Below are 16,331 nucleotides of genomic sequence, written 5' to 3' on the forward strand. Positions count from 1 at the left end.
TTTGATTAAACTGCAATGCCACCTTGGCCTAAACGAGCTTCTACTAATTTTACCCATAAGCTGGCACCAATAGGAATTAAGGCATCGTTAAAGTCGTAGCTGGGATTGTGCAAATTACAGGGTCCCAAGCCATGGCCTCGATCACGATGATCTCCATCGCCATTGCCTAAAGCAAAATAACAACCTGGCTTTTCTTGCAAAAAGAAACTGAAATCCTCTGAACCCATGGTAGGAGTGAAGTCCACTACTTGGTCCTGCCCCAACAAATCAATCGCCACTTGGCGCATGAATTGGGCTTGAGCGGTATGATTGATAGTGGCCGGATAAGAGCGTTTAAACTCAAATTGCCCTTCGCAATTAAATGCTGCGCACATATCATTGGAAATTTTTGCCATACGTTTTTCGACCATTTGCAGAACTTCCTCAGAAAAACAGCGAACGGTGCCTTCCACCATGCAATCATCAGCAATAATATTAGTTGCTTCGCCACAGTGAATCTTAGTCACGGATAAAACCACCGATTCTAAGGGACTCACATTACGCGCTACAATAGATTGCAATCCTTGCACTAACTGACAAGCCACTAATAAAGGGTCTGCTCCCAAATGAGGCATAGCCGCATGAGTGCCCTTACCCACCACCTTAATTTTAAATTCACTGGCCGAGGCCATCATGGCACCGCCAATGATGCCCACCAAACCTTGCTCGTAGCCTGGCCAATTATGGTAACCATAAATCTCATTAATTGAGAATCGCTCAAATAAGCCATCCTTAATCATGGCCTTTGCACCGGCACCACCTTCTTCTGCAGGCTGAAAGATCAAATAGACTGTGCCTGCAAAATTTCGGTTTTTTGACAGGTAATCCGCCGCACAGAGCAGTGTCGCTGTGTGCCCATCGTGACCGCAGGCATGCATCTTACCTGTGTACTGGCTCACATGATCAAATTGGTTATGTTCCTCCAATGCCAAGGCATCCATGTCTGCTCTCAGAGCAATGCCCGCTCCAGGTGTCAAGCCTTTGATCACGCCAACAACCCCAGTGACACCGATACCTGTATGCACTTCAATGCCCATCTTAGTAAGTTGGTCAACCACAATTTGGGCAGTTCGGTGTTCTTGGTAACATAATTCTGGGTGTGCATGAATATCACGCCGAATGGTTTTAAACGTTTCAGCTGTGGCAATAATAGGAGCAAGCAGGGTCATAAATCGGCCTTAATCATATTTGTCGACCTCAAACTTGTCGTTTGAAGCGACGCTTCTAGCATTGGTGAATGGCATTATTTTTGCTGCAAGAGAACTTGTGTTGAAAAAAATGACGTTAAAAGCAGCATAGACTAATTAGATAACGAGTCAATAGTCCACCCAAACCAACTGTACATTAATAACGAAGCCACAGGCTTTGTGTTCAAAAAAGCCAAGCCTGAACTTTTTACCCAGCACAAACACTCTACTTACCTATTAGCAGAGGTCTCAATAAGACAGTGAATAAGTTGCGAAAATTGATATCTTTCTTTAAAGTAAGCCACCGATCTAGCTCATCGAACTGACCGCTATGGGGCACTATGAAACAACCGCCACACATTGCCATTACTGTATCATGGGCTAACATCTAATTTATTTTATTTAGGAATTCCTATGACCTGTGTATTTGTTCAAATCCGTTGTAATCCAGGCAAAACCTACGCTGTAGCTGATACAATTTATGAACGGGAAATTGCCTCTGAACTCTATTCAACAAGTGGCGATTATGATTTATTAATGAAGCTTTACATCCCCTCAGGAGAGGATGTAGGCAAGTATATTAATGATCATTTATTAACCATAGAAGGCATCTCTAGATCCCTTACAACCCTCACCTTTAAAGCCTTTTAATTATGCCCAGAGCACCTGTCTCCTTGCCGATTGACGAGGTGCTTCCAGAACTGTGTGAGCAATTAGAAAATCACCACCAAGTGGTCCTAATTGCACCCCCTGGTGCGGGTAAAACGACGCGTGTGCCACTGGTTCTGATGCAAGCCCCTTGGCTAGGCCAGCAGAAAATACTGCTCATAGAACCACGCCGCATTGCCACTCTTGCTACGGCTAATTTCTTAGCCCACAGCCTGCAACAAACCTGTGGTCAAAGCATCGGTTATCGCATGCGTTTAGATACAAAGGTGAGTGCAAGTACCCGCATTGAGGTAATGACCCATGGCGTCTTATTAAGGATGCTGCAGCAAGACCCTAGCCTGGAGGGTGTCGGAGCTGTCATTTTTGACGAATTTCACGAACGTAGTTTAGATAGTGATTTGAGTTTAGCCATGTGCCTTCAAGGCAGAGAATTGCTGCGTGACGAAGCTCCCCTTAAGCTCATCATAATGTCTGCCACTATGGACGCTCAAAGCGCCAGCGCATTACTTCACGACGCGCCCATTGTTGTGAGTCAAGGTCGCCAGTTCCCAGTCACAATTCACCAAGTGTGCCCAGCCCCTAGCCGTGGTCAGATGTATAACCAACTCTATGACGTCGTCAGCCAGGCCCTAGCCAATCACCAAGGCAGTTTGCTGGTGTTTTTACCTGGCCGAGGAGAAATTCATCAAGCTCAAGATTATTTAACGAGACTCTGCACACCTAACATTGAACTCTTTCCCCTGTATGGTGATTTACCCATAGAACAGCAACAACAAGCCATTAGCCCTGCCAAAGAGGGTCAGCGAAAAATTGTACTGACCACAAACATTGCCGAGACTAGCCTGACAATTGAAGGCATAGAATGTGTAATTGATTTAGGTTTATCGCGCCAAATGGCCTATGACACTCGCACCGGTCTAAGCCGTCTGAGAACTGTCAAAGTGTCGCGTGCACAGGCGGCACAGCGAGCTGGTCGTGCCGGCAGATTAAGCCCTGGCACCTGTTATCGCATGTGGAGTGACACCGAACAACAAGGTCTTGCTCCTCAGGGCACGGTCGAAATAAAACAAACAGATTTAACCCAATTATGCTTACAGTTATATGCCTTTGGTTGTTCAGACCCCAGTGAGATGCAGTGGATAGACCCACCACCAGCTGGACCTTGGCAAAAAGCGGAGCACCTGTTAGCAGAACTAGGGGCTCTGAGTCCATCAGCCAATGGTTGGGCCATTTCTGCCCATGGGCAACGCATAAGTCAATTACCTCTGTCACCTCGCTTAGGTCATTTATTGTTAACTGCACAACGCTATAACGCTTTGGAGTTGGGCTGTCAGCTTGTTGCCCTGCTTAGTGAAAAGGATCCATTAGCAACTTATGCCAACCAACAGTATGACCTAATGCTGCGCATTAGCTGGCTCAATGGCAAAGGTCCTTTTGCCTCCACCCAAGTTAATTTACGCCAACGCTTAGCTAAACAAATTAAGCGCCTGCTCAGTCAAATGCCAACCGACTCTGCGCCACCCATTCACCATCAGTACGATGCCAATCTACTGGTCGCTATCATGATTGCCCAAGCTTGGCCTGAACGGGTTGCCCAACAAACGTCAGACCCAAAACAATACAAGCTGGCCAACGGCAAACGGGTCAACTGTCCACAACCAAACATCAATTCGACTTGGCTGGCTGTGGCCAGCACCATCGGCTTTGAACGCAGCTCCCAGGACAACACCCAACGCCTGTGCCTAGCGGTTGATTTGCCACCTGAGTTATTTATGAGCCCCTTAAAGCACCTCACACAGCAAACTAGTGACATCTACTGGCATGAGCAACATGATCGCCTTATTGCGGAACGGCATACTCAGGTTGGGCAATTACAATTAAACACTCAACGCATCAGTCACATCGAACCTCAGGCAAGAGTAGATGCTATTTGTGCTTATTTAACCCGCTTAAAACTAGCACCATTAAACTGGGATAAAGACACGCTTAACTGGCAAGCCAAGGTGCAACTACTGCATCAAAGTTACCCCAGCAATGCAACCATACCCAACCCTTGGCCTGACGTATCAGCCGCCGCATTAACAGCTACCTTGTGCGATTGGTTAGGGCCTTTTGTTGGTAATGTTAATCACCTGCAGGATCTCAAGCGGCTCAACTTAAAACCCCTATTATCTAATCTACTGCCATGGCCCTTACCTAACCAATTAGAGCAACTGGCACCTGCCCGCCTTACTGTGCCTTCGGGTCATTCCCACAATATTGATTACAGCCAACAGCCCCCAGTTTTAGCGGTTAAGTTGCAAGAGTTGTTTGGTATGCAAGAGGCTCCGTGCATTGGTTACGGCACAGCATTGCAAGTGCACCTGCTTTCACCTGCCGGGCAGGTTTTACAAGTCACCCAAGATCTGGCACATTTTTGGGACACTGGCTATACGCAGGTTAAAAAAGAAATGAAGGGGCGCTACCCACGTCACCCCTGGCCAGATGACCCAACTCAAGCCTTAGCCACAGCAAAAACTAACCGGGCTTTACGCAGAAACTAAGTTAACCCTTTTGGCGGCCGGCAACCTTGAGTTCATAACCCGCAGCTTCAGGTTCATCATCAACCATGTCAGCAGGAAAACCTGTGCCCAATACTTTTACTCCCATGGGTTCTTCGTAGCGTCGAATAATGTTAGGGGACTTTTCTCTTGGCCCCCACTCAGCTTGGGCTTGGCTAAAAATATCAACCAACAGCGGGGCTAAGTCTAACTTCATGCCCTGTCTTTGGGTTAAGGTATTGAATAAACCTACATCTTTAAGGACTAGATCAACAGTGAAGTTAATGTCTCGAGAACCATTGAGAATGACCTGAGATTCAGTTTCGTGGACGAAAGAATTGCCAGAAGATGCCTTAATGGCCTCGTAACTCACATTCATATCTAAATCCATGACCTTACAAGCGGTTAAGGCCTCGCCTAATGCCACTAAGTGAGCTGTGGCTAAGTAGTTGGTAACCACCTTTAATTTTGATGCTGTGCCCAACTCACCCGTGTGTAATACGCGCCGACCTAAGGTGGTAAGCACGGGTAAAGCCCGTTCAAAGACGGCACGACTGCAACCTGCAAAAATAGAAATATTACCCGTATCTGCTCGGTGGCAGCCTCCAGAGACAGGGCAGTCCACTGGGTCTGCACCTGCTGCTTGGACTAGAGCTCCAAGGCGGCGCATCTCACTTTCGTCTGTCGTAGACATTTCTAGCCATATCTTGCCAGCAGACAAACCATCAATAATACCCGCTTCAGTATCAGTGCCTTCCATAACTGCAGAGCAGGCAGAAGGAGATGGCAAACATGTGATAATCAGATCACTCAGCTGAGCTAGTTGCTTTGGGGAGTCAGCAGCGACAGCACCACGTGACACAAAGTCGGACATAAATTCTGCGTTCAAGTCGCGCACGATCACCTCATAACCATTGCGCAATAAACTACCAGCCAACTTGCTACCTGCATTGCCTAGCCCTACAAAGCCTATTTTCATCTCATAATCCTTAGTGAATTCAGCACAGCCAACCAAGGGCTTAGCTTAAAATGCATATAATCCAAATCAGCATACCCATACCCATACCTAGACCTAAACCTAAACCGATAATAAGCTGATTTCCAACTCTCAGTTCCCCAAGTGGCGCAGAGACAAGAAGTTTATCGGTACTTATAGATTTAATTCTTAACAAAAACAGACAAATATACTGCGGATATGTACAAGCTCAAAAAATTAACCTAGTTCACTATCAAGCCCATCACTAATAGTGGGTAAACATCATGCAAGGCATCAAAAATAAGAAGGTTTTAATTACCGCAGGTGCTACCGGCATCGGCAAAGCCACAGCCATTGCCCTGCTCAATGCCGGAGCTCAGGTACACGTGTGTGACATTGACGCTGATGCCCTAGATCAGCTAAAGCAACTCTACCCCCTCTTGTTGACCAGTGTAACCAACGTTGCAGAGCCTGATGAGGTGGCTAAAATGTTTGTTCAATTGCAACAAGAGTTTTCGGGTCAACTGGATTTTTTAGTGAATAACGCTGGCGTTTCAGGACCTGCAGGGCCTCTTGAAAGCTTAGATATTGACGCTTGGAAAACCACCTTTGACGTTAATTTACATGCTACTTTTTATGTTTCCAAACATGCTATACCTTTACTTAAACGTCAAGGGGGCGCCATCATGAATTTGTCTTCTACTGCTGGCCTTTATGGTTATCCCATGCGCAGCCCCTACGCCAGTGCTAAGTGGGCTATTGTGGGCCTGAGCAAAACCATGGCCATGGAGCTAGGACCTTTTAACGTAAGGGTCAACTGCATCTGTCCAGGTTCGGTCAATGGTGCACGCATGGATCGAGTCATCAGTAGCATTGCCAAAGCCACTGGAGAAAGTGTGGAAAAAGTGCGCCAAGATAACGTGCAAAATACTTCTATGACCACTTTTGTTGATGCTGAAGATATCGCCAACATGATTGTTTTTAGTTTTTCTGATTTAGGTGCCAAGATTTCCGGCCAAAGCCTCACTGTAGATGGGGACACCCATAGTTTGGCAACCTATTAAGTTGCAATATCAAAAAGTTTAATCATAAAAGGTTAGTTTTCTTCAATAAGCTTAGGGTTTTAAAAGATGAGCAGGCTAGTTCGCAAACCAATGACTTAAAAGAACACGAAATGGTTAACTAATTTGCCAATTAAAATAATCATTTACTGAACTGAACTGAACTTAACTTAAGTTAAGTTCAGTTCAGTTCAGTTCAGTTAAATTAATTTAAATAACTTAATCTTTAAATGATGTGAAAATAATTTTAAGGTAGTTACTCTGCAATAATTTAATCCTCCAAAAGATGAAAATCATTATGCAGTAACCTAGATTTTGATCTCCCAACAATTCACCACTTGGTATTCAAAAAATCCTAATAAAAGGACAATTTTGTTCTTTTTTTTGCCTATAACCACACTTTTGGTCTTTTGGGGTTGTTTCCTAGTATGGTTTAGCGTTACCGTAGTTTCTTAGCGGGGTGAACTGCCCCTGAATAAGTTCCAAGTCCATAATATGCCAATCGCGGCGGCTAAATTCAACGGCAAAATAGAAAAAGGTGTAATTTTTTGACAAGCAAGACGAGTGAAACTGATGCTTTTGTAAAATTTGATCGCGTACAAAAAAGTTATGATGGTCTGTCGTTGGTAGTAAAAGATCTTAATCTGTCGATGCCTAGAGGCGAGTTTCTAACCATGTTAGGCCCTTCTGGCTCGGGCAAGACGACTTGTCTAATGATGCTGGCAGGCTTTGAAACAGCGACCCATGGCGACATTATGTTGGATGGTATCTCGATCAATAATATTCCACCGCACAAGCGTGGAATTGGTATGGTGTTTCAAAATTATGCCCTATTTCCCCACATGACTGTGGCAGAGAACCTTGCATTTCCACTCGAAGTTCGAAAAATCGGTAAGTCTGATCGCGAAGCTAAGGTAAAGCGCGCCCTGGAAATGGTACAAATGGGTGATTTTGGTGGCCGTAGGCCAGCCCAATTGTCTGGTGGCCAACAACAACGGGTGGCTCTCGCGCGTGCGCTCGTGTTCGAAGCCGAGCTTGTTTTGATGGATGAACCTTTAGGCGCACTCGATAAGCAACTGCGTGAGCATATGCAGTTTGAAATTAAACGAATTGCAGAAAATCTTGGCATCACCGTGGTTTATGTGACTCATGACCAGACAGAAGCATTAACTATGTCGGATCGAGTCGCAGTATTCAATGATGGCCGGATTCAGCAATTGGCCCCACCAGCAGAATTATATGAATCTCCTCAAAACAGTTTCGTGGCACAATTTATTGGCGAGAACAATACACTAGAAGGCGTAGTTAAAGAAATTTCGAACGGTGTGGCTCTGGTACAATTGAATGATGGAAATGTCATCGACTGTAAACCCGTCAATGTCACTAAAGCGGGTGAGAAAACGCAGGTGTCGATCCGACCTGAACGAGTTGAATTAGACCAAACCCGAATGCGCCCTGGAGCGCATAGGCTCAGCGCGGAAGTTCTCGAATTTATTTATATGGGCGATATGTTTCGGACTCGCCTGCGAGTCGCTGGTAATGATAATTTTATTGTTAAAACCCGTAACGCACCAGATCAGGTTCAGCTAGAACCTGGCGCCCAAATTGATATTGGCTGGTTACCGTCGGATTGCCGAGCTCTAGACGCGTAAATCTAAAATTACTAAGCACGTCCCATAAGGGTCGTGGCTTACATAAGAATCTTTTGTTCTGTCCGTAACATAGATTCTATTAATAAAAAACGGGCTACTTTGGGAGTATGTAATGAAATTTACTAAAACAGTTCTAGTAGCGGTGGCTCTATCGCTACCCGCTGGATTGGCACTTGCAGGCGCGCATGAGGAAATGACTATCGTCTCCTGGGGCGGCGCCTATTCTAAATCACAACTAAAAGCTTACCATGAGCCCTATACGGCAATGACTGGCGTTAAGATTATTAATGACGAGAGTTCTGGCACAGCAGTAGCAAAATTGCGTGCTATGAAAGAAGCAGGCAACTTAACTTGGGATCTAGTCGATGTTGAAGCCGGTCCGGCTATGCAACTTTGTGATGAAGGCCTCGCAATGGAAATCGATCACGATTCCATGTTAGCCTCAGCACCAGATGGTACATCTGCGTCAGACGATTTTGGTTCTTTCATCGTGTCGCCTTGCTTTATTCCACAGATTGTTTACTCCTATACTGTAGGTTTCCGCAATGACATGGTTGGTAGCACCCCACCAACCAGTATCTGTGCAATCTTTGATACAAAAGCTTACCCTGGCAAGCGTTCATTGAAGAAAGGCGCGCTTTCCAATATGGAATGGGCCCTTTTATGTGACGGTGTTGCCAAGGCAGACATCTATCCAACACTGGAAACAGAAGCTGGCCAAGATCAAGCTCTTGCGAAACTTGATACCATCAAAGATGATGTAATCTGGTGGTCTGCAGGTGCTGACACGCCACAATTATTGGCTGATGGCGAAGTCGTTATGGGTTCAACCTTTAATGGACGTTTATTCGCTTTGATCGAAGAAGATAAGCAACCTGTTTCAATGCTTTGGGACGCACAGATTTATGACCTTGATGGCTGGATTATTCCAACTGGTCTGAGCCCTGAGCGCCAAGCACGAGTGCTGGACTATGTGAAGTTCGCAACCGACACGCAGCGTCTTGCAGATCAGTCTAAATGGATTAGTTATGGACCAACCCGCGCATCATCAGCCCCCTTGGTTGATAAGCATGCAGAGTTGGGTATCGCCATGGCACCTCACATGCCTACTGATCCTGCCAACTCGAAAAATACGTTCCTAATGAACTATGCTTTCTGGGCAGACTATAAGGACGATATTGAGTCGAAGTTTCAAGCTTGGCTTGCAAAGTAAGACAATTCAAAATGTAAAAAGGGCCTTGGTTGGCCCTTTTTTTTAATCAGACAATTTAAAATGCAAAAGAGCTAGGGTTGGCTCTTTTGCATTTTAAATTAGTTGGCTCTATAAGACTATGAGCTAGTGATGGGAACGACATGATTGATAATAACGCAAACGGCGCTTTGATGACCGTGGATGGAAAACCACTTAAGCAAAGTTTGGCTTCGGCATTAAAACGGCAAAAAATTCGGGCGCTGCTCCTGATATCACCACTACTCATCTTTGTTTTAATTACATTTCTTTTCCCGATTGGATCTATGCTCTTTCGCTCGGTAGAAAACAACATTGTAGTGGAAATATTACCAGAGACTGTGGCCGCCCTAGCGACTTGGGATGGGAAATCGGGTGAACTGCCAAATGAATCTGTTTATGCTGCTTTTGCTGGAGATATTCAGCGCGCAGCCAAAAACAAGAGCCACACAAGGGTTGGCCTGCGGTTGAATTATGAAAAATCTGGCAGTGCTTCCCTCTTCAAGAAAACTGCGCGAAAAGCAAAAAAATGGGATCTTGAGGTCGATGCGCCATTTAAAGAAAAATTGATAGCTGTGCATAAGAGCTGGGGTGAGGTTGAGATATGGCAAACACTTAAAACTCATAGTTCAATCTATACTGCTGGCTATTTTCTTAATGCAGTGGATATGCGTAAGACCCTGCATGGCCCAGAATTTCAGCCTGAAAACAGACAGATTTTGATTAAACTGTTTCAGCGCACACTAATTATGTCTCTGATGATAACAGTGGCCTGTATCTTGTTGGGTTATCCAGTGGCGTGGTTACTTGCTAATCTACCCAGAAGTCAATCCAACTTGTTAATGATTCTCGTCCTATTACCATTCTGGACCTCTTTACTGGTAAGAACCTCAGCATGGAAGGTCATGCTGCAGCAGCAAGGAGTGATCAACGACCTTTTCGTTGCGCTAGGGATAATTGAAGAATCAGGCAGGTTAGTGATGATCAATAATCAGTTTGGTACCATCATTGCGATGACGCATATTTTGTTGCCGTTTATGATCCTGCCCATGTATTCAGTGATGCAAACGATACAACCAACCTACCTACAAGCAGCAAAATCTCTTGGTGCAACGAATTGGACAGCATTTTGGAGAGTTTACTTTCCACAATCAGTGCCTGGAATTGGAGCTGGATCTATCTTAGTTTTCATACTATCGATCGGCTACTATATTACTCCAGAAATTGTTGGTGGTAACAAAGGCGTCTTTATTTCGAATAGAATAGCCTACCATATTTTCCAATCTATGAATTGGGGGCTAGCTGCAGCGCTTGGAGCCATTTTACTTGCGGTGGTGTTAATACTCTACTGGGCTTATGACAAAATTGTTGGCATCGATAATGTAAAGTTGGGGGGCTAAGATTATGGACAACTTTTCTCAAGGTGCGAGACAGCCACTGTCTTTTGTATTATCAGTCATGGGGCTGATGGGGGCCTTTATTGGTCTATTTGTTGGACCAGCATTTGGATCTGCTCTAATTGGGGTTATTTTTGGTGCAACAATCTCATTAGTGCTCAGTTATGGTATTACTATTACTGAATACCTAAAACCAAAATCTGTGCGCTTACTTTTACCTTTACTTTTGGCTGCACTAGGTTGGTTATTCTTGGGCCTAGTTGGCAGCATTTTTGGAGCCCTAACTGGGTGGTTTTTAGGATGGTTTTTCTACTGGATTTATGAAGGTGGTTATCGTGTCAAATTGCACTCTTATTTAACCTCAAATCAGGTACTATGGCACTACAGCTTTAGAGTAATTTGTGGGCTAATCTTCATATTTTTGATTACGCCTATTCTTGTTGTGATGCCCCTGTCTTTCAACGCGCAGAATTACTTTACCTTTACTACTGAAATGCTGCAATTTGATCCCGCAGGTTATTCTCTCAAGCACTATCAAGATTTCTTCAATAATGATGAGTGGCAACGCTCGTTCTGGAACTCATTAATTATTGCACCAATTGCGACGATCATCTCTGTCACCCTGGGAACCCTCGCGGCGATTGGACTAAGCCAAAGTCATGTGCCTGCCAAGCGCGCCATTATGGCGATTTTGATTTCGCCTATGATCGTGCCCCTCATTATCTCAGCAACTGGTATGTTTTTCTTTTACTCATCTATGGGTAATTTTATGGAAGATACCTTGGGCATGGACAAGAATTTTGTTGGTTACGTCAAGGTTGTGTTAGCACATGCCGTTTTAGGAATTCCGTTTGTCATTATTACAGTGACGGCAACCCTTGTGGGTTTTGACTCCTCGTTGACCCGTGCGGCAGCCAATATGGGTGCAAACCCAGTAACCACGTTTTTCCGCGTGCAGATGCCGCTGATCTTTCCAGGTGTTGTGTCTGGTGGTCTCTTCGCCTTTATAACGTCCTTTGACGAAGTTGTCGTTGTTATGTTCATTGGGTCTGCCAGTCAAAAGACACTTCCGTGGCAGATGTTCATAGGTCTGCGTGAACAAATCAGTCCAACTATTCTCGCAGTGGCAACGATCCTTGTCTGTATTTCAGTCGCCTTGTTGATGACGCTTGAATTGTTGCGGCGGCGCTCGGAACGGTTGCGGGGGATAACTCCAGGCTAGCGCGCGCCTTTCTGGGTCATACCTATAGCTCAACCTTTGATTTTTTATGATTGGCTGACGCCACTTGGTGTCAGCATTCAAAGGTCAAATCGATCTAGTTTACATGAATGAGGGTCATCGCTAATTGTGTTTCTCTGCTACTGTTCTCCTTACATTCGCTCAGCACCAACAAAAAGTCATGAGCCACCCAATCCCCAATAATATCTTTAAACCCATATGTAATTTAAATTCTTGCGTAAATCTTACCTACGGTCTTTGCAGTGGTGAGCATACTGGTGGTCATGTATGCCGTGTTATTGACAGAGCTCGAAATGTTGCAACGTCATACTGAAAAACGTCTTGGCATTTACCCAGATTAAGATATACGCTCTGAAAAAGGTTACTATGGCCCATTCTCTGGGAGTCTTAACATTATAGGAGCGTATAACAGGGTTCTTTTTTTGCAGACTTACACTCTGATGAGCGGTAGATCGAAGATACTGATCTCTCAAATCTATCTGATGATCAAAAATCAATGTAGCGTCTTATAAAATTACCCATTAATATTGTGCACCTTTAGCTCTTTCAGAGTTTAATGTGCACCATCAACGCAACCTTATTCGTATTTAGCTTGTTAGTAAAAACCATTGAAAAGGTATAGTTATGAAAAAACTCAATCAACCCATCGGTGGAAACGATATGCCTCGTTTTGGTGGTATTGCTACTATGATGCGATTACCCCACGTACCTAACGCAAAGGATCTTGATGTTGCTTTTGTCGGCGTTCCCTTCGACATTGGCACATCTAACCGTTCAGGAGCCAGATTTGGGCCTAGACAAATTCGCAGTGAATCTTGTTTAATTCGACCCTATAACATGGCGACTCGCGCTGCACCGTTTGATTCGTTGCAAGTCGCTGATATTGGTGACGTAGCCATAAATACTTTCAATATCGACAAGTCGATGGCTATTATCGAATCGGCCTACGATGATATTCTTGCACAGAATTGCAAACCACTGACGATGGGTGGTGACCATACGATTGCCCTACCAATTCTGCGCTCGATTGCCAGAAAATATGGGCCTGTAGGAATAGTCCATGTCGATGCCCATGCCGATATAAACGATACAATGTTTGGTGAGCGTATAGCGCACGGTACTCCATTTCGCCGCGCCATTGAAGAAAAACTAGTCGATCCCAAACGAATGGTACAAATTGGCCTTCGTGCTACCGGGTATGCAGCAGACGATTTTGATTGGCCCCGGGAGCAGGGGGTGCGGGTCGTTCCAGCTGAGGACTGCTGGTATAAATCACTTAAACCGTTAATGTCTGAAGTTCGAGAACAGCTGGGTGTTGGGCCAGTTTATATCACCTTTGATATTGATGGACTGGATCCAGCTTATGCGGCTGGTACAGGAACGCCCGAAATTGGAGGCTTGACCATTCATCAGGGGCTGGAGATTATTCGTGGGTGTCGTGGACTTGAAGTCGTGGGTGGTGATTTAGTTGAAGTAGCACCCGCTTATGATACGACAGGAAATACGGCGCTGACAGCGGCTAATTTATTGTTTGAGATGCTTTGCGTATTTCCAGGCGTGAAGTACCGAGTATAAAGCTAACCATTATTCTGCCTTAAGAAGCCTTTTTTTACCTCACTTTTAGGATCTAGTCAGCATGAGTTCACCCTTACATATTGGTCTATTGCTGTGCCATACCTTCGAACCCATTCTCGAACAGGTAGGCGGACTCAACTACCCTGCCATTTTTAGAAAGCAATTTCTGGCCATAGACCGTAATATTAGATTTACTGACTTTAAAGCTTATGCAGGTGAGTTGCCTAATAATGTAGATCAGTGTGATGTTTGGTTAATAAACGGTAGTCCTGCAGGGGTGTATGAAGACATTGAATGGATTCACCAATTGAGTGACTTTATTAAACAACTGGATGAAGTAAAAAAGCCAACATTTGGCATCTGCTTTGGCCATCAACTCATGGCCCAAGTACTGGGGGGGAAAGTCGCCCTTAGTCGCAAAGGATGGGGCATCGGCGCTTCACACAATAAGGTGGTAGAGCATGCCTCATTTATGCAGCCTAAGGCCGAAATGATTGATGTGATGGTATTTCACCAAGATCAAGTAGAGCAACTCCCAAAAGGCGCCAAAGTGCTAGCCAGCAGCGATTTTTGCCCCAATTATATGGTGCAATATAACCCCCATATGCTGAGTATTCAGGGTCATCCTGAATTTAACACCCAAATGGTACAGGGCGTACTTTCTGCTCCCAGTTTCGATGATCGCCCTGCCATTCGGGCACAAGGTATGGCCAACAGTGCGGGCACACCGGATACCCAGCTGCTATTTCAGTGGATTGTTAACTTCTATCGTCAGGCTAACCGCCTTGTTAAGGCTGATTAAAATTCACTGGCACTCGGGAAATAGGGTTAATGAATTTCAAAGGTTAGGCTGCCCCAATAGCTTTCCCAGTCGATGTTAGGTTGTTCAGACCGAATCATTTCAACCGTGTGAAGTAACCAAATGCCGCTATGCACTAAAGGAATAGTGGCATAACCCTGCGCGTCAGTGCGCAAACTGAATTCAAAAGTAGGTTTGTTTTTTATTTTCCCATGCAGTAATAAATTTGCTGCTGGTTTTTGGTTAAAGGTCAGTTGGACGCGCAACTCATCTCCCTTTGAAAGCTCATAAGGGTTTTGCAGTGGGTTTATATTAAGTGGGTATTTAAAGTCATGGTTATAAAAATTATATTGGCTTTTATCACCAATCTTAATTAATGCCTTAACATTGCGATAATAAATCTCGAGGCCATTTTTTTCACTCTCATTGAGTTGTTTACGGCGTTTTATAATTTTTTCTAAACCTTCATTTTTTAAGTAATCAGTGAATTTTTCTGGCTCTAAATTAACGGATTTCTTTGTACTTTCATAACCAATTGCATAGATACCAGGTGTTTTAATGTTTACATACCCCGCTGGATCACGCCCTAATTCACCCTCAACAGCGTGTAGCCCATCACCTGTGATGATGTCAAAGTGTCGATACCAAACAGGAATATTAGGCAGCAATTGACCATCCATTTGTTGGCCAACATTAATAGTGATTTCTGTCGTGCGATCAATTTTTTGGTAGAATGGTAGGGCCTCTAACCAAAATTCGTGGGCCCGGATAACCGTGCTACTGGTCAGAAGAATGCTAAAAAATAAAAAGGTTACAGGTTTCATGGTTTTTTTTCGATTAATGTTAGTAATGTTAAGCCTATGGCCGTTGGCTCAAAGTGCTGATGCACATCAATTGCGCCCTGCGATAGTGAACTTAGAGTTTACCCAAAACGGCTCGGTAAAGGTACACATTCAAACAAACATAGAAAGCCTTATTGCAGGCATTGATTCAAGCCATGACGATACGGATGACTCACCCCAAACTGAGCTTTACAACCAGCTAAGAGCTTTGTCATCAGAGCAGTTAACTCGTGAATTTAAATTGCTTGAAGAGTCCATTATCTCTCAGCTTAATTTGGCGTTTGATGGGGTTAAGAGTGATTTATCGCTGGTTAGACTCGACATTCCTGTCATTGGTAACTTAGATAAATCCCGCTTATCTGATCTTCATTTGTTGGCGTTCATACCTAATCCAAGTGACTCAGATAAACCACAGGTTACTTGGCAGTACCCAAAAAAGTTTGGCAACAATGTAGCCCACTTTTACTATGATCAAACGCCACAGGAGAAAACATCTCACTGGTTAACCGATGGCGTAATGAGCCCTTCTTTTGAATTAAACGCAGCTTATACCCCCAAGCCGTTTACCCAAGTGGCTGCTGAATATGCTGTTTTAGGTTTTGAGCATATCGTGCCCAAAGGCATAGATCATATTTTATTTGTCTTAGGGCTATTTTTACTCAGCGTAAAACTGCGCCCTTTATTGTTACAAGTCACCGCATTTACTTTGGCCCACAGCATTACTTTAGGCTTAACGATTTATGGCGTTATTAGTCTCTCACCCAGTGTCGTTGAACCCCTGATTGCCTTATCCATTGTTGCTGTGGGTATTGAGAACATGTTTGTTAAAACGGTCAAAATAAGGCGCGTCGTGGTGGTCTTTTTGTTTGGCTTATTGCATGGCATGGGCTTTGCTGGGGTGTTATCGCAACTTGGGTTGCCGGAGTCAGATTTCGCAACAGCGTTGGTGTTTTTTAATATTGGCGTGGAAGCCGGGCAACTATTCGTTATTGCTGTTGCATTTTTGTGTGTCTTTTGGTTACTCAAAAAGCAACAGCTTTATCGCCAATGGGTGATCATCCCTGTCTCAGCGCTCATTTCTTTGATTGGTCTTTATTGGACCTATGAGCGCCTCTTTCTTTAGGTA

Annotated in this window: 13 protein-coding genes; 10 read left to right on the top strand and 3 right to left on the bottom strand. The window is 44.5% G+C overall.

Annotated elements, in window-relative coordinates:
• Positions 1–5 precede the first annotated feature (5 nt).
• Positions 6–1,208 (bottom strand): M20 aminoacylase family protein, encoded by a 1,203-nt coding sequence (locus ABXT59_RS09230; RefSeq protein ID WP_443635787.1) that lies wholly within the window; start codon positions 1,206–1,208, stop codon positions 6–8.
• Positions 1,209–1,640: 432 nt separating this feature from the next.
• On the opposite strand from ABXT59_RS09230, the gene ABXT59_RS09235 reads away from it, so the two are divergent.
• A complete protein-coding gene (locus tag ABXT59_RS09235; RefSeq protein WP_443635789.1) occupies positions 1,641–1,877 on the top strand; it encodes an Lrp/AsnC ligand binding domain-containing protein in 237 nt (78 codons plus the stop codon).
• A 2-nt stretch (positions 1,878–1,879) separates the two neighbouring features.
• A complete protein-coding gene (hrpB, locus tag ABXT59_RS09240) occupies positions 1,880–4,438 on the top strand; it encodes an ATP-dependent helicase HrpB (RefSeq protein ID WP_443635790.1) in 2,559 nt (852 codons plus the stop codon).
• 1 nt (position 4,439) lies between these two features.
• Here hrpB and ABXT59_RS09245 read toward each other — a convergent pair whose 3' ends face one another.
• Positions 4,440–5,414 (bottom strand): NAD(P)-dependent oxidoreductase, encoded by a 975-nt coding sequence (locus ABXT59_RS09245; RefSeq protein ID WP_443635791.1) that lies wholly within the window; start codon positions 5,412–5,414, stop codon positions 4,440–4,442.
• 281 nt (positions 5,415–5,695) lie between these two features.
• Here ABXT59_RS09245 and ABXT59_RS09250 point away from each other — a divergent pair, with 281 nt between their 5' ends.
• From ABXT59_RS09250 to ABXT59_RS09280, 7 genes are all read left to right on the top strand, one after another.
• Positions 5,696–6,475 (top strand): SDR family oxidoreductase, encoded by a 780-nt coding sequence (locus ABXT59_RS09250; RefSeq protein ID WP_443635793.1) that lies wholly within the window; start codon positions 5,696–5,698, stop codon positions 6,473–6,475.
• Between the two features lie 545 nt (positions 6,476–7,020).
• The gene (locus ABXT59_RS09255) at positions 7,021–8,124 is read left to right on the top strand and encodes an ABC transporter ATP-binding protein (protein ID WP_443635795.1); all 1,104 of its coding nucleotides are present in this window, start codon (positions 7,021–7,023) and stop codon (positions 8,122–8,124) included.
• 112 nt (positions 8,125–8,236) lie between these two features.
• Positions 8,237–9,337, top strand: coding sequence for an extracellular solute-binding protein (locus tag ABXT59_RS09260; RefSeq protein ID WP_443635798.1), 1,101 nt, complete (start codon positions 8,237–8,239; stop codon positions 9,335–9,337).
• 140 nt (positions 9,338–9,477) lie between these two features.
• Complete coding sequence (locus ABXT59_RS09265; protein WP_443635800.1) at positions 9,478–10,752, top strand: ABC transporter permease; 1,275 nt, start codon at positions 9,478–9,480, stop codon at positions 10,750–10,752.
• 4 nt (positions 10,753–10,756) lie between these two features.
• Complete coding sequence (locus ABXT59_RS09270; RefSeq protein ID WP_443635801.1) at positions 10,757–11,971, top strand: ABC transporter permease; 1,215 nt, start codon at positions 10,757–10,759, stop codon at positions 11,969–11,971.
• Positions 11,972–12,613: 642 nt separating this feature from the next.
• Positions 12,614–13,564 (top strand): agmatinase, encoded by a 951-nt coding sequence (gene speB / locus ABXT59_RS09275; RefSeq protein WP_443635803.1) that lies wholly within the window; start codon positions 12,614–12,616, stop codon positions 13,562–13,564.
• Positions 13,565–13,625: 61 nt separating this feature from the next.
• Positions 13,626–14,366 (top strand): type 1 glutamine amidotransferase, encoded by a 741-nt coding sequence (locus tag ABXT59_RS09280; protein WP_443635805.1) that lies wholly within the window; start codon positions 13,626–13,628, stop codon positions 14,364–14,366.
• Positions 14,367–14,392: 26 nt separating this feature from the next.
• On the opposite strand, the gene ABXT59_RS09285 is transcribed toward ABXT59_RS09280, so the two are convergent.
• Positions 14,393–15,187, bottom strand: coding sequence for a DUF4198 domain-containing protein (locus ABXT59_RS09285; protein ID WP_443635807.1), 795 nt, complete (start codon positions 15,185–15,187; stop codon positions 14,393–14,395).
• Here ABXT59_RS09285 and ABXT59_RS09290 point away from each other — a divergent pair.
• Complete coding sequence (locus ABXT59_RS09290; RefSeq protein WP_443635809.1) at positions 15,186–16,328, top strand: HupE/UreJ family protein; 1,143 nt, start codon at positions 15,186–15,188, stop codon at positions 16,326–16,328. The two genes, ABXT59_RS09285 and ABXT59_RS09290, sit on opposite strands and share 2 nt — an antisense overlap.
• The last annotated feature ends 3 nt before the right edge of the window (positions 16,329–16,331 follow it).

This window comes from Candidatus Njordibacter sp. Uisw_058, assembly GCF_047730065.1.
Taxonomy (GTDB): domain Bacteria; phylum Pseudomonadota; class Gammaproteobacteria; order Pseudomonadales; family Balneatricaceae; genus Njordibacter.